Source organism: Massilia sp. Mn16-1_5 (assembly GCF_004798585.1).
Lineage (GTDB): Bacteria > Pseudomonadota > Gammaproteobacteria > Burkholderiales > Burkholderiaceae_D > Telluria.
Genome location: NZ_PPXQ01000008.1, coordinates 103,814 through 124,755 on the forward strand (window position 1 = coordinate 103,814; position 20,942 = coordinate 124,755).

The window sequence follows — 20,942 nt, forward strand, 5'->3', positions numbered from 1 at the left end:
GTTCTAAAAGAAGAGCGCTTGCTTGAATTGCGGCGTCTACCTTACCATCGTGCTGACCGGGGCGGCACGGCGGGCAATTCTACCGCAAGCTGCTTGTCGGAACGTTTTTCCTCTCGTGCCGGACCACCCGATGACCCTTGCTTCCCCCGCCAACACCTCCCGCTTCTACCAACGCTGGATCGCCGGCGCCCCCGGACGTGAAGAACGCGTCGCCGAGCTGGCCCAATTATCGCTGGCCTGCCCGGATTTCGGCGCCTTATTGAAGCACGAGCTGGAAGCCGGGATACCCCTGCCGCGCGCCATGCGGCGCCTGCGCAACCTCTTGCTGGCGACCCTGATCCGGCGCGAGCTGGAAGGCTTGTCCGACATGGACGAGGTCGTCAGCGCGATGACCGGCCTGGCCGACTTCGCGATCCGTACCCACCTGGCCGACCTGATGGCGGAGATGGTGGCCGCGCACGGCATGCCGATCGGCGCCGAGTCCGGCCGCCCCCAGGAAATGATGGTGCTCTCGATGGGCAAGGGAGGCGGCGGCGAGCTGAACGTCTCCTCCGACATCGACCTGATCTTCGTCTATCCGGAAGACGGCGAGACGGCGGCCGGCCCGAACCAGCGCGAACTGTCGAACCACGAATTTTTTGTCCGGCTGGGGCGGCGCCTGATCGGCGCGCTGTCGGAGGTGATCGAGGACGGTTTCACCTTCCGCGTCGACATGGCGCTGCGTCCGAACGGCAACTCGGGGCCGCTGGCCGCCAGCCTGAACATGGTCGAGGAATACCTGATCGTGCAGGGCCGCGAATGGGAACGCTATGCCTGGGTCAAGGCGCGCGCCGTGACCGGCACGACTGAAGACATCGCGGCGCTGGACGCGATCGTGCGCCCCTTCGTGTTCCGGCGCTACCTCGATTTCGGCGTGATCGACGCGATCCGCAACATGCATGCCCAGATCCGCGCCGAGGTGAAACGCCAGGAACGCCTGCACCCGGACCGCAGCAACAACGTCAAGCTGGGGCGCGGCGGCATCCGCGAGATCGAGTTCCTGGCCCAGGTGTTCCAGCTGATCCGCGGCGGACGCGACCCGGCCCTGCGCGAGCGCTCCACGCGCCTGACCCTGCGCCTGCTGGCCGAGCGCGAGCTGATGGCGCCGGATACCGTCGAACGCCTGCTGGAGGCCTACACCTTCTTGCGCAACCTCGAGCACCGGCTGCAATACCTGGACGACGCCCAGACCCATACCTTGCCCGCCAATGAGGCCGACCGCGAGACGGTAGCAAGCATGATGGGCTTGCCGGACGCGGCCACCCTGCTCGCCCGGCTCGAGGAAACCCGCAGCTTCGTCGCCGCCCAGTTCGACGACATGTTCGCCGACAAGAGCGCCCCCGCCGGCGAAGAACGGGCCGAACTGGACGCCATCGCCGCCGACCCGGAAGCCCTGGCCGCGATCGAGGCCCACATGCAGGCCCTCGGCTACGGCGACGCGGCCGCAAGCGCCCGGCGCCTGGCCGCGACCTGGTCCGCGCCGCGCCTGCAAAACCTGCCCGACGCCAGCCGCGCGCGCCTGCTCGCCCTGGTCAACCTGGCGCTGCCGCAGGTGGCGACCGTGGTGCGCGAAGCGGGAGTGGGCAGCCACGGCGCCACCCTCGGCCGCCTGCTCGACTTCCTGGAAGCGATCGCCCGGCGCTCGGCCTACCTGTCGCTGCTGACGGAGTACCCGCACACCCTGGAACGCGTGATCCGCATGATGCACGCCAGCGGCTGGGCCGCGACCTTTTTGACCCTGCACCCGATCCTGCTCGACGAACTGCTGGACGACCGCGGCGGCATCGACGAACCGGCCCACCTCGCCGCCAGCCTCGACGCCAAGCTGGCCGAAGCCGCGGGCGATACCGAACGCCAGCTCGACATCCTGCGCGACACCCATCACGCCCAGCTGTTCCGGCTGCTGGCGCTGGACCTGGCGGGCGAACTGTCGGTCGAGCGCCTGGCCGACCATTTGTCCGCACTGGCCGACGTGGTCGTGGCCGCCACCATTCGCTGGGCCTGGCGGACGGTGGCAACGCGCCACCGCGAGGAGCCGCGCTTCGCCGTCATCGCCTACGGCAAGCTGGGCGGGAAGGAGCTGGGCTATGTCTCGGACCTGGACGTCATCTTCCTGTTCGACGACGAGGACGACATGGCGCCCTCGAACTACGCGAAACTCGGCCAGCGCTTCATTACCTGGATGACGGCGCACACGCCGGCCGGCATCCTGTTCGACATCGATACGGCGCTGCGCCCGGACGGCGCCAGCGGCATGCTGGTCAGCTCGCTGTCCGCCTTCGAGCGCTACCAGCACAATGCGGCCTGGGTCTGGGAACACCAGGCGCTCACGCGCGCCCGTTTCTGCGCGGGCGACGCCGCCATCGGCGCACGTTTCGAGGAAATCCGCGAAGCCGTGCTGCGGCGCGACCGCAGCGCCCAGGCGGAGGAATTGAAAGCCGAGGTACTGAAGATGCGCCAGCGCATGCACGAGGCGATGCCGAACCGTAGCTCCCTGTTCGACCTGAAACAGGACACGGGCGGGATGATCGACATCGAGTTCATCGTCCAGTACCTGGTGCTGCGCTACGCTTTCCAGCATCCCCAACTCACGGCAAATGCCGGCAATATTGCCCTTCTACACCGAAGTGGCGAACTCGGCCTGATCGATCCGCTGCTCGCCGCCGGCGCCGCCGACGCTTACCGCGCAATGCGCAAGCTGCAGCACCAGTTGCGCCTGCAGGGTCAGGAAGCGCGGGTCGAACCTGCTCTCGTGAAGCGCCACGCGGCCGGGGTGACCCGGCTCTGGCAGGCGCTGTTCGATCCTGCATCCAGCGCGGGCTGAGCGGCGGTCTTTGACGCGTATGCACGCCGTATGCACAAAATAGCGCGCAATTAAGCGTCTTTACAACACTGTGCTTTTTTATTAAGCGTGCGCGTTGACAGCGCTATGTCCCAATGTTTCTATGCAATCGTGAAAAGAAGGCATTTCTTCTCACGTCGAGAAGCAGCACCCACGTTTGCCAGGCTTCCACAGGATCGTCTGGCATTCCCATGCATACAAAATAGGGACAACCATGTTTAAAGAAAAGGTTTTGGCGCAATCCTTGCGCCTGATGTTTTCCGGCGGCGTTGCCTTCAGCCTGGGCGTCGCCAGCCTGCCTGCATTCGCGCAAGCGCAAGCGGCACAGCAAACGGAACAGCAAGCAGAACAGCCGGTGATGCAGCGCGTGGAGGTGACCGGTTCCTCGATCAAACGTATCGCCGCCGAAGGCGCATTGCCGGTCACGACCGTGACTGCCGAAGCCATTCGCGCATCGGGCGTCACCTCGATGGCCGACCTGGTGCAGCGGATGTCGACGGTGCAGGGATCGACCGGCGAATCGGCTTCGGTCGGCGGCCAGACTTTCGGCTTCTCGGGCATCTCGATCCACAACGTCGGTGAAACCCGTACCCTGGTCCTGCTCAACGGCAAGCGCCTGGCGCAGTTCGGCGGCCAGACCCTGACCGGCTTCGCCGCAGGTTTCGACCTGAACTCGATTCCGCTCTCCGCCATCGACCGCGTCGAACTGCTGACCGACGGCGCCTCCGCGCTGTACGGTGCCGACGCGATCGCCGGCGTCGTCAACTTCATCACCAAGCGCGACCGCACCGATGCCGACATCACGATCGGCTACTCGCACCCGGAAGACGGCGCCCGCGAGCGCCGCTTCAGCCTGACCAAGGGTTTCGGCTCGCTCGACGACGACGGCTGGAACGTGATGCTGACCTTCGGCCACGACGAGCGTACCAAGCTGAGCTCGGACAGCCGCTCGTTCGCCAACACCGGCGAGCGCCGCTTTTCGGCAAACGGCAAGCAGTACCGGATCCAGCAATTCTCGGCCAGCCCGATCCCGGCCAACGTGCTGAACGACCGCGGCGAGCTGATCAGCCCGGCCCTGCGCACCGCGGGCGCCTGCCCGACCAAGACTTTCCGCGTCACCCAGCCTTATACCATCGACGGCGAGGACTTCGTCGACGACTACTGCGGCTACGACTTCGTGAAGGACCTGGAAATTTTCCCGGAACGCAAGCGCGACAACTTCATGCTATCGGCAACGGCCAAGGCCTTCGGCCAGGAGCTGTACACCGACGTGCTGCTCTCGGAAACCAAGCAGAACTCGCGCATCGCGCCGGTGCCGGGACAAGTTTCGATCGACGCCGGTTCGGCCCTGCACAACCAGTACCTGGCGCCGCTCGGCATCACCGGCGACACGGTCGCCTTCTACCGCCTGTTCGACCTGGGCCAGCGCACCTCGAAGGACGTCGCCCTGTTTGCCAGCGCCGTGTTCGGTTCGCGCGGCAGCGTCGCCGGCTGGGATTACGATGCGTCGTATAACTTTTCGAAGAGTAAGGTGAAGGGCTTTATCTCCGGTTATCCGGGCGCCCTCGCCGTCAGCAACCTGACCAGCAGCGGCCTGCTCGACCCCTTCGTCGGGGCGGGCCAGCAAAGCCCCGCCGCACAGGAAGCGATCCGCGCGATCGCCTACGACGGCTACTGGGATGGCGGCGTGTCCGAACTGAATTCGGTCGCCGTGACCGGCTCGCGCTCGCTGATGCAGCTGGCGGGCGGCGCCATGATGCTGGGTGTCGGCGTCAATTTCAACCGCGAGGAATTCTCTTCGAAGCCTAGCCTGTTCGCTCAGGGCGCACTGGCCGATCCGGTTGCCGGCACCCTGTGCGGCCCGTCGACCGGCCTGGAATGCGACCAGCGTTTCGGCGACGCCGCCAGCTCGCTGCCCTACACGGCGAAACGCAATTCGAAAGGTGTGTTCGCCGAATTAGTGATGCCGGTCATCAAGAACGTGGAGCTGGGCGCCGCGGCGCGTTACGACCATTACTCCGACTTCGGCAGCGCCTGGACCGGCAAGGCCAGCTTCAAGTGGTCGCCGACGACAAGCTTCCTGGTGCGCGGTTCGATCGGGAATGGCTTCCATGCGCCGACGGTCCCGCAGGTGAATGCTGCACTCCAGAGCTTTGGCGTGACCAGCGAGAACTACACCTGCACGCCCGAACTGCAACAGGTGGCAACGGCCAATGGCGCGCTCTGCCGTCCCGGCAGCGCCCAGTACGACCAGCTGGCTGGCGGTAACCAAGGGCTGAAGCCGGAAAAATCGCGCCAGGCCACCCTGGGATTCCGCTTCGAACCCTTCCGCGCGCTGAGCCTCGGTGCCGACATCTGGACCGTTGCGATCCGCGATACCTTCGGCCAGTTGAGCGAACAGGTCGTGTTTGCCAATCCGCTGCAATTCCCCAACTCGTGGGGTTCCCAGATCGACATCGCTACCGGGCGCAACTATCTGGCCTTCAAGGCGGATAACCAGAACCTGGGCAAGTACTACGCCACCGGTATCGACTGGGACATCACGGGCCGCTACCGTACGCCTTGGGGCGCCCTGACGTCGCAGCTGAACATCTCGCAGATGCTGCGCGAGAAGAGTCAGCTGGAAGAAGACGGCGAGTACTTCTCGGCGATCGGCAACTTCGACGAACTGGGTACAGTGACCTTCCGTAACCGCGGCACCTGGCGCAACACCCTGAAGACGGGCGACTTCTCGACCACCCTGAGCGCGAATTTCAAGTCGGGCTACACCGACCAGGAAACCCTGGTCGACGTGCTCGACGCCGGCGGCAATGTCACCGGCCAGGAAGACGTGCGCGTCAAGGTCGGTTCCTTCGTCACTTTCGACCTGCAGACCGTCTGGACCCCGAACCCCACCTGGTCGGTCACTGCCGGTATCCTGAACCTGACCGACAAGGACCCACCTTTCGTTCCTTCGACCTCGGGTGCGAACCGCGGCCAGCAGTTCGGCTACGACGACCGCTACTACGACGCGCGCGGCCGTACCGCGTACGTCAACGCGTCCTACAGGTTCTGACGCGACGCACGCATCGTGGCAGCTGCCACGGTGCGGTAACGCAGCAATCCGCCGGTCTCCCCGGCGGATTTTTTTTGCGCGCGCACTGGAGCGCAGGCTGGCGCAAAAGCACGGTGATAGCAGCCTCGACGGCACTAGCCTTTACAAAGTGCACCGTCAAGGTGCGCACGGTTGGAACTTTGTAATTACACAATTTTGCAACATTTCTAAATTTTAAATTTCTGTCTAGTTGACAAGCTTGCATCCGGAATGATTCCATTGTTCGGTTGTATTTGCGCAAACCATTGTTTGAGAAAAATCAATGGTCGGTAACAAAAGATGTAGCCGGTGGCTTGCTCACGGGTTTGACTGATTTTTTATTGAGGAGTGTTGCAAATGATGGAAACAATTTTGTCCCGGTCGATCCGCGTGATCTGCCTGAGCGGCCTGGCCGTGGGCATGGGCACCGCGTACGCGCAAGAGATGCAGACGCAAGGGGGGCAAAACCAGAGCGGTGCTGCCCAGCAGCAGGCCGCCGCCGCGACTGAGGCCCAGCAGCCGATGCAGCGCATCGAAGTGACCGGTTCGCGTATCGCTTCGCCGAATGCCGACTCGCCGTCGCCGCTGCAGGTGCTGTCGGCCGCCGACATCGCCGCATCGGGCGCCGCCAACCTGCAACAGGTGCTGCTGGATAACCCGACCATGGGCTCGCCGGCGATCAGCCGCACCAACTCGGCTTTCCAGACCGCCAGCGTGGGCGTGGCCACCGTCGACCTGCGTAACCTGGGCACCTCGCGTACCCTGGTGCTGGTCAACGGCCGCCGCTTCGTCTCGGGTATCCCGGGCGAATCCGCAGTCGACCTGAACTCCATCCCGACCGACTTCATCGAACGCGTCGAACTCCTGACCGGCGGCGCCTCGGCAGCCTACGGCTCCGACGCAGTGGCCGGCGTGGTCAACATCATCACCAAGCGCAGCTTCAACGGCATCATGCTGGACGCCCAGATGGGCGAGAGCTCGAAGAACGACGACCAGAAGCGTAAGTTCTCGGCGACCTTCGGCACCAGCAACGACGATGGCTTCCTGATGGGTCACCTGGGCTATTCGCGCCAGGGCCACGTGTGGTCGCGCGACCGTGAGCGTTCCTCCGTCGACCAGCAGTCCCGCGCCGCCAGCACCGGCAACAGCGCAGACCTGTTCACCATCGACCGTCCCTTCTACTCCAGCTTTGCGCCGCAAGGCCGCTTCTATCCTGATAGCGGCAACTTCACCTACGACCGCGCAGGCAACGTCATTCCGTTTAACACGAACGGCACGAATGGCGGTGTCGCCACGGGCTTCAACCGTAACGAATTCCGTTCGATCGCCGTGCCGGTCGAGCGCTATTTGTTCGCCACCAACGGCGAGCTGAAGATCAACGAGAAGACCCGTGCCTTCATGGAAGGCACCTATGCCTCGTCGCACGTCTCGACCAGCATCGAACCATTCGCACTGGGCGCCGAAGACATCTTCCCGTCGACCGGCGGCCAGGTGCCGGCCGGCTCCATGGTCAACGGTGCTCTGGTCCTGAATCCGCTGGTGCCGCAGTACCTGCAAGACCGCATCAGCGACAACGATGGCGACGGCATCCCTGACTACTACTTCACCCGCCGCCTGGCGGAAGTCGGTAGCCGCGGCAGCACCGCGGAACGCGACACCTTCCGCTTCGTGACCGGCGTCAAGGGCGAATTCGATGCCTGGAAGACCTGGAACTATGAAGTCTACGGCGGCTATGGCCAGACCAAGGAAGCCCAGCAGTCGACCGGCCAGGTCAATGTCCTGAACTTCGCCCAGGCGCTGCAAGCCATCCCGGGCGAAAACGGCGGTGCGCCGGTTTGCGCCAGCGCCGATGCACGCGCACAGGGTTGCGTGCCGATCAACGTGTTCGGCTACAACACCATCTCGCCGGAAGCACTGAAATACGTGACCGCACCGGGCTCGCTGCTGACCCGCACCACCCAGAAACTGGTGGGCGGCCAGATCAATGGCGAAGTCTGGGATCTGCCGGCCGGCCCGCTGGGCGTGGCGGCAGGCTTCGAATGGCGCAAGGAGTTCTCGAGCGCCGTGCCGGACGCCCTGACCCAGGCTGGCCTGAACGCCGGCAACGCAACGCCGCCGACCGCCGGTGAGTTCAGCGTCAAGGAAATCTTCCTCGAAACCCGCGTGCCGCTGCTGAAGGACATGGCCTTCGTCAAGGAACTGAGCTTCCTGGGCGCCTTCCGCCACGGCGATTACTCGTCGGTGGGCAGCACCAACAGCTGGAACGCCGGTGTCGAGTGGACCGTGGTTGACGACGTCAAGCTGCGCGGCACCCGTTCGCTGTCGACCCGCGCGCCGAACATCAACGAGCTGTACCAGGCACCAAGCCAGGACTTCCCGTCCGGCCTGAACGATCCTTGCCTGGGCGTGACCGCAACCTCGAACGGCCAGTACGACGTGCTGTGCCGTGCCAACCCGGGCGTGGCAGCGAACATCGCCGCCAACGGCGCGTTCACCCTGACCCAGCCTGACATCCAGGGCGTCAGCGGCTTCAACCGCGGCAACCCGAACCTGCAGGCGGAAAAAGGCCGTTCGACCACTGCCGGCGTCGTCTGGACCCCGCGTTCGATCGATGTCCTGAAGCGCTTCACCTTCACGGCTGACTACTTCAACATCAAGATCGCCGACGCCATCCTGTCCACCGGCCGTCAGTACGCGCTGCAGAGCTGCTACAACGGTTCGAACCCGGCAATGTGCTCGTTCATCACCCGCCGTCCGACCGCAACCGGCAACAACAGCGCCGGCTCGCTGGACCTGGTCGACACCGCCGTGTCGAACACCGGCGGCTTCACGACTGAAGGTATCGACTTGACCGCCGCCTGGAACGACCGCGTCGGCCCGGGCCGCCTGTCGACCAAGCTGGCCTACACCTACGTGAAGAAAGGCTGGATCAAGGAGACCCCGGACGCCGAACAAGATCCGTTCGCAGGTGAAATCGGCGCGCCGAAGAACAAGGCGCTGTTCGACATCGGCTACAAGTGGAACGACCTGAGCGTCAGCGCGACCATGACCTACATCGGCCGCTCGGCGCTCGACGACCAGTTCCTGGCCGCCCTGACCCCGGCCCTGCCGGCGAACTCGGTCAAGTTCGGTTCGCGTACCTACACCGATCTGCAGGCTTCCTACCAGATCATGAAAGGTACCGAGCTGTACTTCGGTCTGAACAACGCGTTCGACACCAAGCCGCCGGCAATCGTCTCGGGCATGCCGGGTAGCGACACCGGTGTCGAAACCGCTGCCGGTACCTACGATCCGATCGGCCGCCGCTGGTATGCTGGCGTGCGCGTGAAGCTCTGATCCTTCCCTTCCGGGAACTGAAGACGCCGGGTTCGCCCGGCGTTTTTTTATTCCCGGTTATCATAGGGGGCATGCTGGCGCAAAGGTCCGGCGATCACACTCTTATTTATGGCAATCAAACTCAAGAACGACAAGGACATCGCGAAGATGCGCGTGGCCGGCCGTCTGGCCGCCGAGGTCCTGGAAATGATCAAGGAACACGTCGTCCCCGGCGTCTCCACCGAAGAACTCGACCGCCGCTGCAACGAATACATCCGCAAGGTGCAGAAGGCGACGCCGGCAAATGTCGGCTACCACGGCTTCCCGAAGACCCTGTGCACCTCGGTCAACGGCGTGGTCTGCCACGGCATCCCGAGCGAAAAGGAAATCCTCAAGGACGGCGACATCGTCAACATCGACGTCACCGTGATCAAGGACGGCTGGCACGGCGACACCAGCCGCATGTACTACGCGGGCACGCCGAGCCCCGAGGCCAAGCGCCTGGTCGACACCACCTATGACTGCATGATGGCCGGTATTCGCACCGTGCGTCCGGGCTCGCGCCTGGGCGACATCGGCCACGCGATCCAGAAGATCGCGGAAGCGGCCGGCTATTCGGTGGTGCGCGACTACTGCGGCCACGGCATCGGGCGCGTCTACCACGAAGATCCGCAGGTGCTGCACTACGGCCGCCCGAACACGGGCTTGCTGCTGAAGGAAGGCATGACCTTTACCGTCGAGCCGATGATCAATGCCGGCGACGACGAAGTGGCGCAGCTGGACGACGGCTGGACCGTGGTCACCCGCGACGGCTCGCTGTCGGCGCAATGGGAGCACATGATCGCGGTGACGAACAACGGCTTCGAGATCCTGACGCCCTGGCCGAAGGGCTGAGTGTTTCGATTGATGACCGTACAGGTCAAAAAAAAACCCGCCGGCCGGCGGGTTCTTTTTTGCTGCTATGCGAATTACTTCGCGTTCATCAGCGCAACGGTGGTGTCCAGCATGCGGTTCGAGAAGCCCCACTCGTTGTCGTACCACGACGAGACCTTCACCAGGCGGCCCGAGACTTTGGTCAGGGTGGCGTCGAAGTTCGACGATGCCGGGTTGTGGTTGAAGTCGACCGAGACCAGCGGGTCGGTGTTGTAGGTCAGGATGCCTTTCAGGGCGCCTTCCGAAGCCGACTTCATGATCTGGTTGACTTCGTCCACGGTGGTGTCGCGCTTGGCGATGAAGGACAGGTCGACGATCGAGACGTTGATGGTCGGCACGCGGATCGCGAAGCCGTCCAGCTTGCCGTTCAGCTCAGGCAGCACCAGGCCAACCGCTGCGGCGGCGCCGGTCTTGGTCGGGATCATCGACTGCGTGGCCGAACGGGCGCGGCGCAGGTCTTCGTGCATCACGTCGGTCAGCACCTGGTCGTTGGTGTAGGCGTGCACGGTGGTCATCAGGCCGGTTTCCAGGCCAATGGCGTCGTGCAGCGGCTTGACCAGCGGGGCCAGGCAGTTGGTGGTGCAGGATGCGTTCGAGATGACGGTGTCGCTCGCCTTCAGCACGTCCTGGTTGACGCCATAGACGATGGTCGCGTCGACATCCTTGCCGCCCGGGGCCGAGATGATGACTTTCTTGGCGCCGCCCTTCAGGTGGGCCGACGCCTTTTCCTTGGTGGTGAAGAAGCCGGTGCACTCGAGCACCACGTCCACGCCCAGTTCGCCCCATGGGATTTCAGCCGGGTTACGCTGCGCGAACACGCGGATCTTGTCGCCGTTGACGATCATGTTGTCGCCTTCGACCGTGACGGTGCCCGGGAACTTGCCATGGGCGGTGTCGTAGCGGGTCAGGTGGGCGTTCGATTCGGCGTTGCCGAGGTCGTTGATCGCCACGATCTGGATGTCTTGCTTTTTGCCGCCTTCGTAGAAGGCACGCAGGATGTTGCGGCCGATGCGGCCATAACCGTTGATTGCAACTTTGATCGTCATTGCTTTGCTCCTGATTAGAAAAAAACTTTTTTCGGACCTCGAATACAAAACGGGCCGCCCGCAGGCAGCCCGTGAAAAACATTACGCAGCGATCACGCCTTTGGCCTTGGCCACGACGTTCTCGACGGTGAAGCCGAAGTGCTTGAACAACACCGGTGCCGGAGCGGATTCGCCGAAGGTGTCGATACCGACGACGGCGCCTTCCAGGCCGACATACTTGTACCAGAAGTCGGTGACGCCGGCTTCGATCGCGACACGCGGCACGCCACGGGTCAGGACGCTTGCCTTGTAAGCTGCGTCCTGGCGGTCGAACACGTCGGTCGACGGCATCGAGACGACACGGGCGGCGATGCCCTCGCCTGCCAGCGCCTCGGCGGCTTTCACAGCCAGCTCGACTTCCGAACCGGTGGCGATCAGGATCACCTTGGCGTCAGCGGCGTCGCGCAGCACGTAGCCGCCCTTGGCGATGTCGGCCACCTGGCCGGCTTCACGTTCCATGAACGGCAGGTTCTGGCGCGAGAAGATCAGGGTCGACGGGCCGTCGCGACGCTGCACTGCCGCGCCCCAGGCCACCTGCGATTCGACCGTGTCGCACGGACGCCAGTTGTCCAGGCCCGGGATCAGGCGCAGCGAGGAGACGTGCTCGATCGACTGGTGGGTCGGGCCGTCTTCGCCCAGGCCGATCGAGTCGTGGGTGAACACGAACAGCGAGCGGATCTTCATCAGGGACGCCATGCGCAGCGCGTTGCGGCTGTAGTCCGAGAAGGTCAGGAAGGTCGCGCCGAAGGGGATGAAGCCGCCGTGCAGGGCGACGCCGTTCTGGATCGCGGCCATGCCGAATTCGCGCACGCCGTAGTTGATGTGGTTGCCCGGGATGCCCGAACGCACGGCAACGATCTCTTTCCAGTTGGTGAGATTGGAGCCGGTCAGGTCGGCCGAGCCGCCCAGGAATTCCGGCAGGATCGGGGCCAGGGCCTGGATCGCGTTCTGCGAGGCCTTGCGAGTGGCGATGGTTTCCTTTTTGTCGACGCAGGCAGCGATGGCGGCGTTCAGCACGTCGTTGAAGTTACCTGGCAGCTCGCCCTTCATACGGCGCTCGTATTCGGCGGCCAGTTCCGGGTGCTTGCTACGGTACTCGGCGAACATCGCGTTCCAGCTGTTTTCCAGCTCGGCGCCGCGTGCCTTGGCATCCCATGCCTGGTAGATTTCGCCAGGAATGTCGAACGGGATCGGATCCCAGACCAGGTGCTGGCGCACGGCCGCGATTTCCTTGTCGCCCAGCGGGGCGCCGTGGACTTTATCTCCACCTTCCAGGTTCGGGGCGCCCTTGCCGATGATGGTCTTGCAGCAGATCAGGGTCGGACGGTCCGATTTCTTGGCCGCTTCGATCGCGTTCGAGACGGCGGTCACGTTGTGGCCGTCGACCTTCGGAATGACGTTCCAGCCGTAGGCTTCGAAACGCTTCTGGGTGTCGTCGGTGAACCAGCCTTCCACCTTACCGTCGATCGAGATGCCGTTGTCGTCGTACAGCCAGATCAGCTTGTTCAGGCGCAGGGTACCGGCCAGCGAGGCGACTTCGTGCGAGATGCCTTCCATCAGGCAGCCGTCGCCCAGGAAGGCGTAGGTGTAGTGATCGACGACCTCGAAGCCCGGACGGTTGAATTCATACGACAGCAGCCACTCGGCCAGCGCCATGCCGACGGCGTTGGCGATGCCCTGCCCCAGCGGTCCGGTGGTCGTTTCCACGCCCGGGGTGATGCCCACTTCCGGGTGGCCCGGGGTCTTCGAGTGCAGCTGGCGGAAGTTGCGGATGTCGTCCATCGACACGTCGTAGCCGGCCAGGTGCAGCAGCGCGTAGTGCAGCATCGAGCCGTGGCCGTTCGAGAGCAGGAAGCGGTCGCGGTTCGACCAGTTCGGGTTGGCCGGGTTGTGGCGGTAATGCTTGTCCCACAGGGCGACGGCGATTTCCGCCATGCCCATTGGCATGCCTGGGTGGCCGGAGTTGGCTTTCTGGACAGCGTCCATTGCCAGCGCGCGGATTGCGTTGGCCATCAGGGTCGTGGTTTGCATAGATGTCATGATTGGTAAGTCTGGATTTGGAAGGCGGCGGCGCTACGGGAGGCCGTAGCCCGCTATTCTACCAGAGCTGCACCTGCCTAATAAAAAAGCGTTCAAGCAAAGTTGTGCAGTGCAAACAAAAATGGCGGACCGAAGTCCGCCATTTTATTGTCGACTACCAGCGATCAGAACCTGACCGTAGCGCCGAGGGTCACGTACCGCCCCACCGCGTCGTAGCTTTGCGGGAAGGTGTTGCCGCTGTTCGGACCGGTACCGCCGATCGAGCCGCCGACGATCGGCGGCTTCTTGTTCGCGGCATTGGTCACCGAGGCCACCAGGCGTACGTTCTTGCTGACGTTCCAGCTGGCGTTCAGGTCGACGTAATGGTACGACGGGATGCTGGCGAAAGCCGGCAGGAACACGGTGCCGCCCGGTTCCTCGATCACGCCGCTGACATAGCGCCAGTTGTAGCCGACCGCCCAGGCACCGAAGCTCCAGTTGGTGCGTTGGTTGAACTTGCGCTTGTAGACCGGCGCCGACACGATGTTGTTGCAGGCCACGCTGTAGTAGCCCAGGCAGTCGCGCTCGACCGCGGTCGGCGTCGCCTGGAAGGTGTAGCTATTGACCTGGTTGGCGCCAAGGCTGATGTCGAAGTTGCCCCAACGCGCATCCAGGCCCACGCGGCTGGCGGCCAGGCGGTACGAGATGTTCAGGTCGACGCCGCTGGTGCTTTGCGAGCCCAGGTTCGACAGCGGCGTGGCGACGCCGCGCGCCTCGTTGCCGTTGAAGGTGCCGTTGATCGTGTTACGGCCAATCATGCCGCAGAACTCGTTGAGCGTGAAGCCCGGATTCTGGCCCGCGCTGTAGCAGCGTTCCAGGATGTCGGTGGTCGCCGGCGACGAGACGGCATCGGTGATGTCGATCTTGTAGTAGTCGAGCGACAGGTTCAGGCGCGGCAGCGGCTCGATCACGAAACCGATGGTCTTGGTCTTGGCCGATTCAGGTCCCAGCGCCGGGTTGCCGCCGGAGAGGTTGTTGATCTGGCCCGAGGACGGCGCCGGCAGCGCGCCGACTTCGCTCAGCGGCACGCCGGTCTGCACGCACAGGTTCGACAGGGTACCGGCGCGGGCAGCGTCGGCCTTGTTGATGTTCGTGCCCTGGCAAGGATCGGTGGCCAGGTTCGACAGGCCGGTCACGGCCGGTGCGAACAGCTCGTTCACGTTCGGCGCGCGGGTGGCTTTCTGCACCATGGCGCGGAAGCGCAGCTTCTCGATCGGCGCCCATTCGCCGCCCGCTTTCCAGCTGCCGTAGTCGTTCTTGGCGCTGGCGGTGGAGAACTCGGTCTGGCGATAACCAAGCTCCGCGTTCAGGGTACGCACGAATGGCAGGTCGCGCGCGATCGGGACCAGCATCTCGACGGCGTACTCCTTCAGCGAGAAGCGGCCCGAGCGGTCAGGCGTCGGCGCGCCCGTGCCCAGCACTTCACCCTGCAGCTGCGAAGCGGCGTCCGACTGGGTACCGGCCGTGACCTTGCGGTTTTCGGCCAGCAGCGACATGCTGATCGGATCCTGCGCAAAGGGGCTGCGGATGGTGTTGCCCAGGTTGCCCGAGAACGCAATGGCGGCCACGTCCTGCTTGACGCTCTGGTTCAGGATCGCGCTGTTGTTGATGAACTTGGCCTGCTCGGGCGTGATCGAGCCTTCGGCGCCGAACACGTTCAGCGGTACGCAGCCATTGGTGTTGTTGACGCAGGTGGTGGTATTGAGAGCGTTCAATGCCTGGCCGACCTTGGCCAGCGAACCCCAGTTGCGACGCGTCTGGGTCTGGTCGGCGGTGCCGCGCGTCCAGTAAGCGTCGTAGGTCCAGTCGTAGGCGATCTCGCCCTTCAGGCCGATCGTGTACTGCAGCGTCTTGTTGTCGAAGTCGTTGAAGCGCGGGCCGAGTTCGGTGAAGCGGCGGTTGACCAGCAGCGGGACGATCGTGTTGTTGCCGGCAACGCAGTTGGCGGCCGGAATGCCGCGCCGTGCGCAGATCTGCTCGCGCGCCGCTTGCGGGATGTACGGGTTGCCGATCGGGACGTTGAAGGTGTTGCCGAAGGTACCGGTCGAAGCCAGGGCCGAGGCCACCTTGCTGTTGGTGGCGAATACCTCGGTATAGGCTTCGGCGTACTCGTTGATCTTGTAGTTGCCGAGCGCGGTCGCCTGGGTGCGGTCGAGGCCGGTCACATAATAATTCGGCGGATTGGTGTTGTAGAGCGCGACAGGCTGCACCAGCGTGCCGGTGGCCGGATTGATCTGCCATGCGCCGGACAGCACGTTGGCGTTGCCCGCCGTGCCGGCACTGGTCGAGAATGCGGCCGGCACGGTCGTGCCCGAGCCGGTCGGCGCGCCGGTCACCGAGTTCAGGCTGGTGATGCCGTATTCGCGTTCGCCCTGGGTCAGCGGATCGGACTTGGTCTTGCCGATGCTCAGCACGACATTGCCGCGGCCGCCGTCCAGGTTGGCGCCCATGGTGACGTCGGTGCGGCGGCGCTTGGCGTCGTGCTGGTCGGCGGTCATGCCGTAGGAGGTGGTGACGTCGACGCCGGTGAAATTGCGGCGCAGATTGAAGTTGGCCACGCCGGCGACGGCGTCGGCGCCGTACACGACCGAGGCACCGCCGGTCAGGATGTCGACGCGGCTGAGCAGGGCCATCGGGATCGAGTTGGTATCGACCGTGCCGCCGAGGCTGTAAGGAACGAGGCGGCGGCCATTGACCAGGACGAGGGTGCGGTTGGTACCGAGGCCGCGCAGGTCGATCGTCGCAGCGCCGCCGGTGCCGTTGTTGGTAGCCGGACCGACGGCGGGAACCGCTGCCGGCAGGGCCTTGAAGAACTCTTCCACGGCGACCGGCTGGGTGGCGCGGATCTCTTCGGCAGTCACCGAGCCGATCGGGCTGCTCGAATTGAAGCCGGGCGCCGTCATGCGCGTACCCGTCACTTCGACGACAGCGGGTTTCTGCTCTTGCGCCCAGGCGCCGGCACTCAGGCCGGCCAGGACGGCACCGGAAAACATCAGGCGTACAGACCGCGACAAAATCTTCTCTCTAGTCATTATTATCATCTTCCTCGTAGTGACAACCGAACGCTGCCAGTCCCGGATCGCGGTCCCGGCACGTTCCCCTCGGCAAGCAGTCAAGCCATGCGTGATGACATACATACTTGCTAGAAAGATAGGATCATCTTGTATTGACGTGTGTCAATACATTACGGTTATTGTTTCGTAAATACAACGATTGCAAACATCCGGCCGGCGCGTTCCCGCATGCGGCCGCGAACGGCGCCGATTACAATGCGCCCTTCCCTTTCTTGTTTGCAGCTGCTTATGCCACGTTTTTATTGTCCCCAGCCCCTTGCCGCGGGTACTGTCGCCGACTTGCCGGAAGCGGTCGCCCACCACCTGCACGTGGTGCGCATGCAGCCGGGCGAAGCGCTGACCCTGTTTGACGGGCGCGGCGGGCAATACCGGGCCAGCTTGCTCGAGACCGGCAAGAAGCGCGCAAGCGCTACGGTCGAAGCGCACGAAGCGGTCGAGGCCGAGCTGCCCTATGCGATCACATTGGCGCAGGGCTTGCCCGAGGGGAGCAAGATGGACTGGATCATCGAGAAGGCGGTCGAGCTGGGCGTCGCAAGCGTCCAGCCGCTGGCTGCGCGCCGCAGCGTGGTACGCCTGTCGGGCGAGCGCGCCGAGAAGCGCCACGCGCACTGGCAGGGCGTGATCGTGGCGGCTTCCGAGCAGTGCGGCCGTAACCGCCTGGCCGAGCTCGCGCCACTCAGCAGTGTCGATGCATGGCTGGCTGCGCCGGTGCAGGCGGCGCAGCCGACCATTCTGCTGTCGCCGCGGGCGCGGCAATCGCTGTCGGGCTGGGCACGTGAAGCGGGTCCGCAAGACCTGCGCTTGATGATCGGGCCGGAGGGCGGATTCAGTCCGGAAGAGGAAGATGCGGCGGTCGCCGCCGGCGCCATCGCCCTCTCGATGGGACCGCGCGTGCTGCGCACCGAGACCGCCGGGGTCGCGGTGGTCGCCGCGCTGAACGCGTTGTGGGGCCAGTACTGAGGCTTGCGCGTTTCGCAAGGCCATAAAAAAACGCAGCCGAAGCTGCGTTTTTTTGTTGCGGCCCGCAGGCCGCAAGCACTACGCGGTTCGATTACTTGAAGCGGTAGTTGTACTCGACGGTGAACTTCGCCGAACGTGGTGCGGTGAAGTACGAAGGCATTTCGTACGTAGCGACACGTGCGTAGTCGTCGTTGTATGCCTCGTAGACCTTCTGGATCGACTGGTCGTTGAGGACGTTGTAGACGTCAACGCGCAGCGACAGGCCCTTGGCGTACGCTGGCTTGTAGACCAGGTTCAGGTCCAGGGTCTTTTCCCAAGGCAGGCGGCCGACGGTACCGCGCGGCGACAGGGTGTTCTCTTCACCGGTTGCGCCGAAGCAGTAGTGCGCTGCCGAGTTGTAGTGGTAGCCCGAATCGATCGCGGTCGGATCGGCGCCCGAGCACGAACGTGGACGACCCGATGCCAGCAGCAGGTTGGCGCCGGCAGTGATCTCAGGCGTCACGTCGTAGAAGCCGAAAGCCTTGATCTGGTGCTTGCGATCGTTCGGCAGCAGGCCGTATGCACCGACCATCAGCTCCGGGAAGTCCCAGGTCTGGGTTGCGGCGACGTCGCCCTGGGCGCTCGTGGTATCCGACAGGGTCTGGCCTTCGGTGTTACCGCGGTTGCGCGACAGGGTGTAGTTGACCTTGGCATACCAGCCGTTGCGATATGGATGCTCGAAGAACATGTCCAGTGCAGCGTAGGTACGCGTCGGCTTGTCGAAGCCCAGTTCTTCCGCGCTCAGGTTAACCTTGGTGTAGGTCTGGTTGCCGGCGTAGTCGACCAGGAACTCGTTACTACGGCCCGGGTTGAACGTGGCGCAACCGAAACCGGCGTAGTTCGATGTGTCGATGTTGTTACGCTCGGCGTAAGCATCGAACGGACGTGGATCGCACAGGTCGTCGATGGTCGACTTCAGCTTGCGGTAGGTGACCTTGGCGCCGAAGTTCAGGTTCGGGCTGAATGCACGCTCCATGCCGATCGTGAACTCGTCCTGGTAGGCCGGTTTCATGTTCTGCGCGGCAACGGTCTTCGGATCCTTGGCCTGGCCGTATTCGTTGTTGTTCGACACTGGCTCGGTCAGCTGGGTGGTGCCGGTCGGCAGGCCGTTGGCGTCGGTACCGGTGTAGGTGTAGTACTGGAAGGTGTAGGTCGAGCCGTTGGCGCCACGCAGAGCGACCATGGTCGGGATCTGGATGGTGTAACGGCCGAGGCTACCGAAGACCTTGAACGACGCATCGCCGTTCACGTCCCACGACGCGTTCACGCGTGGGGCGTACTGGTTCTTCATCTCGATGTACTTGGTGTTGTCCTGGTTGGCGTTGTAGAAGCCTTCACGACGCAGACCGGCGGTCAGCAGGACGTCCTTCGTGACTTGCCAGCGGTCTTCCAGGTACTGCGCATCCTGGCCGGCATAGGCGTTCGAGATCGTCGAGTAGATGATGTTGCGGACGTAGTAACCCTGGGCTGCCAGACCACCGAACTGGGACAGTGCAGGCAGGGAGCCGCCCGACACGTTGATCGACTGGTTCGGAGTCGTGGTGCGCTGGTATTGCATCAGGCTACCGCCGGCGTAGGCTTCGCCCGCGCCGGTCGAGACCGCCTTGTTGTTGTCCAGGCCGGCACGCAGGGTGTGGTTACCCAGCTTGTATTCCAGGTCCAGGCGCTTCGAAGTGACGTCGTCCTTCGAGCCGCTCAGTGGAATCGTGCTCGTGACCTTCTGGCCGGCGACATAGTTCAGGCCAGGAGCGCGGTTGGCAGCAGCAGCCGACACCTGCGGCAGGGCCGGGTTGTAACCGAACGGTTCGTAGATGTGACGCGACTGGGTCTTGCCGTACAGGGCGTTGATCGTCAGGTTGTCGGTGAGGTTACCCACGTAACGCAGGCTCTGCAGCTCGCCGCCGTTGGCGTGGGCCGGACCGAATTCCTGGTGGATCGACGAAGTAACCGTCGAACCGACCGCGCGCGTGGCGTAGTTATACCCGCGGTAGTCGTAATCGCTCTTCGGCAGGTCGCCGATGGCCGTGAATTCCAGGCGGTGGTTATCGTTGATGTTCCAGTCCAGCTTGCCGTAGTAGCGCTTGGTCGTGGTCTCGGCATTGCGGAAACCGCTGTTGTTCAGCGTGGTGGACGTCGTGCTGCCGACGACCTGGTCCGCTTCGGACTTGGTCTGTTCCAGGGCCACGAAACCGAACAGGGTGTCCGGAATCAGCGGGCCGCCAACCCAGGCCGAGGCCTGGGTCTGCTGCAGTTCGTTGTCCTGGCGGCGCAGGTACAGCTTGCCGTCGGTTTCAGGGAAGGCGCCGGTGTTCGAGTAGTACTGGTCGCGATAGCTGGCGCGGGTCGAACGTGGGGTGATCGACGCCATGGCGCCGGCTTCCCAGGTGTTGGTACCCGACTTGGTGGTGATGTTGACCACACCGCCGGTCGAGCGGCCGAATTCGACGCCGAAGCCGCCGGTCAGGATCTGTGCCTGAGCGATCGCGCCGAATGGCAGTTCCATCGCGCCCAGCTGGGTCAGCGCATTGGTGGCGACCATGCCGTTGATGTAGTACGCATTCTCCGATGCGCCGCCGCCGCCGAAGCTGGCGCCAGCCGGGTAGCTCGGGTCGCCGCGGGTGGTGTTAGGAGCGAGCTGGACGATCGATTCGACGTTGCGGCCAATCGGCAGCTTTTCCAGTTCGCGCGCGGTGAAGGTCGCGCCGTTGTTCGAGCTCGACACGTCGATACGGCTGCGGCGGCCGGCCACGCGAACCGTTTGCACCGCGGTGGTGCCGGCGACGGCAGGAGCGTCGAAGCTGGCTTCGACGCCCTGGCCTGCCAGGACTTCGAGCTGGGTGGTGCCGACGGTGGCGCCGCCCTTGACTAGGGTCGCGGTGTAGGTACCGATCGGCAGGCTGGTGACGCGGAAGTTACCGTTCGCATCGATTGCGGACGAGCGGGTGGCGTTGGTGCCGGTGTTCTTGAGGACGATCGTGTCGCCTGCACCGCCGGCGACCTTGCCGAAGACGGTACCCGAAGCATTCGACTGTGCCATAGCGGTTGGCATCGTTGCTGCCGTGATAGCAGCGGTTGCGAACGCAACCTGCAACGCGCGAACCAAAACTGTGTTTCTCAACATATTTGTTCCTATTTGATTTTAGATCTACTGACAGTCGTGCCTTGGCATGGAGTCCCCGCAGCAGCCCCAGCCACTCTCCTCGACACGATGCCTACGAGGTCAAGTACACAGCGAGTGTTACTTAACTTACAAATATAAACATGCAGCAAGCATGTGTGTCAACGGCAACAGACACACATGTGCAGGATTGCAACAGTATTTTTTTCGTAAATACAGTTTTGGTAGTACATTCAAACCAACAAAAGACTGTTATCAATAAATTTTTTCTAGGTCAAACAGTATTTGTTAAAAGTGGAATTTGATAATGTGCATTTTGCGCTGCAACTAAATGTCCGCTAGAAGCGAAGCCTATGTAGTTTCACTATAAATACTCTAGAGTCAT

At 63.6% G+C, this 20,942-nt stretch carries 9 protein-coding genes; 5 read left to right on the top strand and 4 right to left on the bottom strand.

Features of this window, described 5'->3' with window-relative positions; translation table 11 throughout:
- Window positions 1-130 precede the first annotated feature (130 nt).
- From glnE to map, 4 genes are all read left to right on the top strand, one after another.
- Window positions 131-2,863, top strand: a complete 2,733-nt coding sequence (glnE, locus tag C2862_RS11370; protein WP_136220237.1) for a bifunctional [glutamate--ammonia ligase]-adenylyl-L-tyrosine phosphorylase/[glutamate--ammonia-ligase] adenylyltransferase — start codon at window positions 131-133, stop codon at window positions 2,861-2,863.
- A 232-nt stretch (window positions 2,864-3,095) separates the two neighbouring features.
- Window positions 3,096-5,936, top strand: coding sequence for a TonB-dependent receptor domain-containing protein (locus tag C2862_RS11375; protein ID WP_229467388.1), 2,841 nt, complete (start codon window positions 3,096-3,098; stop codon window positions 5,934-5,936).
- A gap of 390 nt (window positions 5,937-6,326) precedes the next feature.
- A complete protein-coding gene (locus C2862_RS11380; protein WP_229467389.1) occupies window positions 6,327-9,290 on the top strand; it encodes a TonB-dependent receptor domain-containing protein in 2,964 nt (987 codons plus the stop codon).
- A gap of 108 nt (window positions 9,291-9,398) precedes the next feature.
- The gene (map, locus tag C2862_RS11385) at window positions 9,399-10,163 is read left to right on the top strand and encodes a type I methionyl aminopeptidase (RefSeq protein WP_136220239.1); all 765 of its coding nucleotides are present in this window, start codon (window positions 9,399-9,401) and stop codon (window positions 10,161-10,163) included.
- Window positions 10,164-10,237: 74 nt separating this feature from the next.
- Here map and gap read toward each other — a convergent pair whose 3' ends face one another.
- From gap to C2862_RS11400, 3 genes are all read right to left on the bottom strand, one after another.
- Entirely contained in the window at window positions 10,238-11,248 is a 1,011-nt protein-coding gene (gene gap, locus C2862_RS11390; protein WP_136220240.1) for a type I glyceraldehyde-3-phosphate dehydrogenase, read from the bottom strand.
- An 81-nt stretch (window positions 11,249-11,329) separates the two neighbouring features.
- Window positions 11,330-13,327 carry a transketolase gene (gene tkt / locus C2862_RS11395; RefSeq protein ID WP_136220241.1) on the bottom strand — a complete coding sequence of 666 codons (1,998 nt, stop codon included), beginning with the start codon at window positions 13,325-13,327 and terminating at the stop codon, window positions 11,330-11,332.
- A gap of 164 nt (window positions 13,328-13,491) precedes the next feature.
- Window positions 13,492-16,359 carry a TonB-dependent receptor domain-containing protein gene (locus C2862_RS11400; protein ID WP_136220242.1) on the bottom strand — a complete coding sequence of 956 codons (2,868 nt, stop codon included), beginning with the start codon at window positions 16,357-16,359 and terminating at the stop codon, window positions 13,492-13,494.
- Window positions 16,360-16,668: 309 nt separating this feature from the next.
- Between C2862_RS11400 and C2862_RS11405 the strand changes: the two genes are divergently transcribed.
- Entirely contained in the window at window positions 16,669-17,400 is a 732-nt protein-coding gene (locus C2862_RS11405; RefSeq protein ID WP_136220243.1) for a 16S rRNA (uracil(1498)-N(3))-methyltransferase, read from the top strand.
- 91 nt (window positions 17,401-17,491) lie between these two features.
- On the opposite strand, the gene C2862_RS11410 is transcribed toward C2862_RS11405, so the two are convergent.
- On the bottom strand, window positions 17,492-20,476 hold the full coding sequence (locus C2862_RS11410; RefSeq protein WP_229467390.1) for a TonB-dependent receptor: 2,985 nt from the start codon (window positions 20,474-20,476) through the stop codon (window positions 17,492-17,494).
- Window positions 20,477-20,942: the final 466 nt, after the last annotated feature.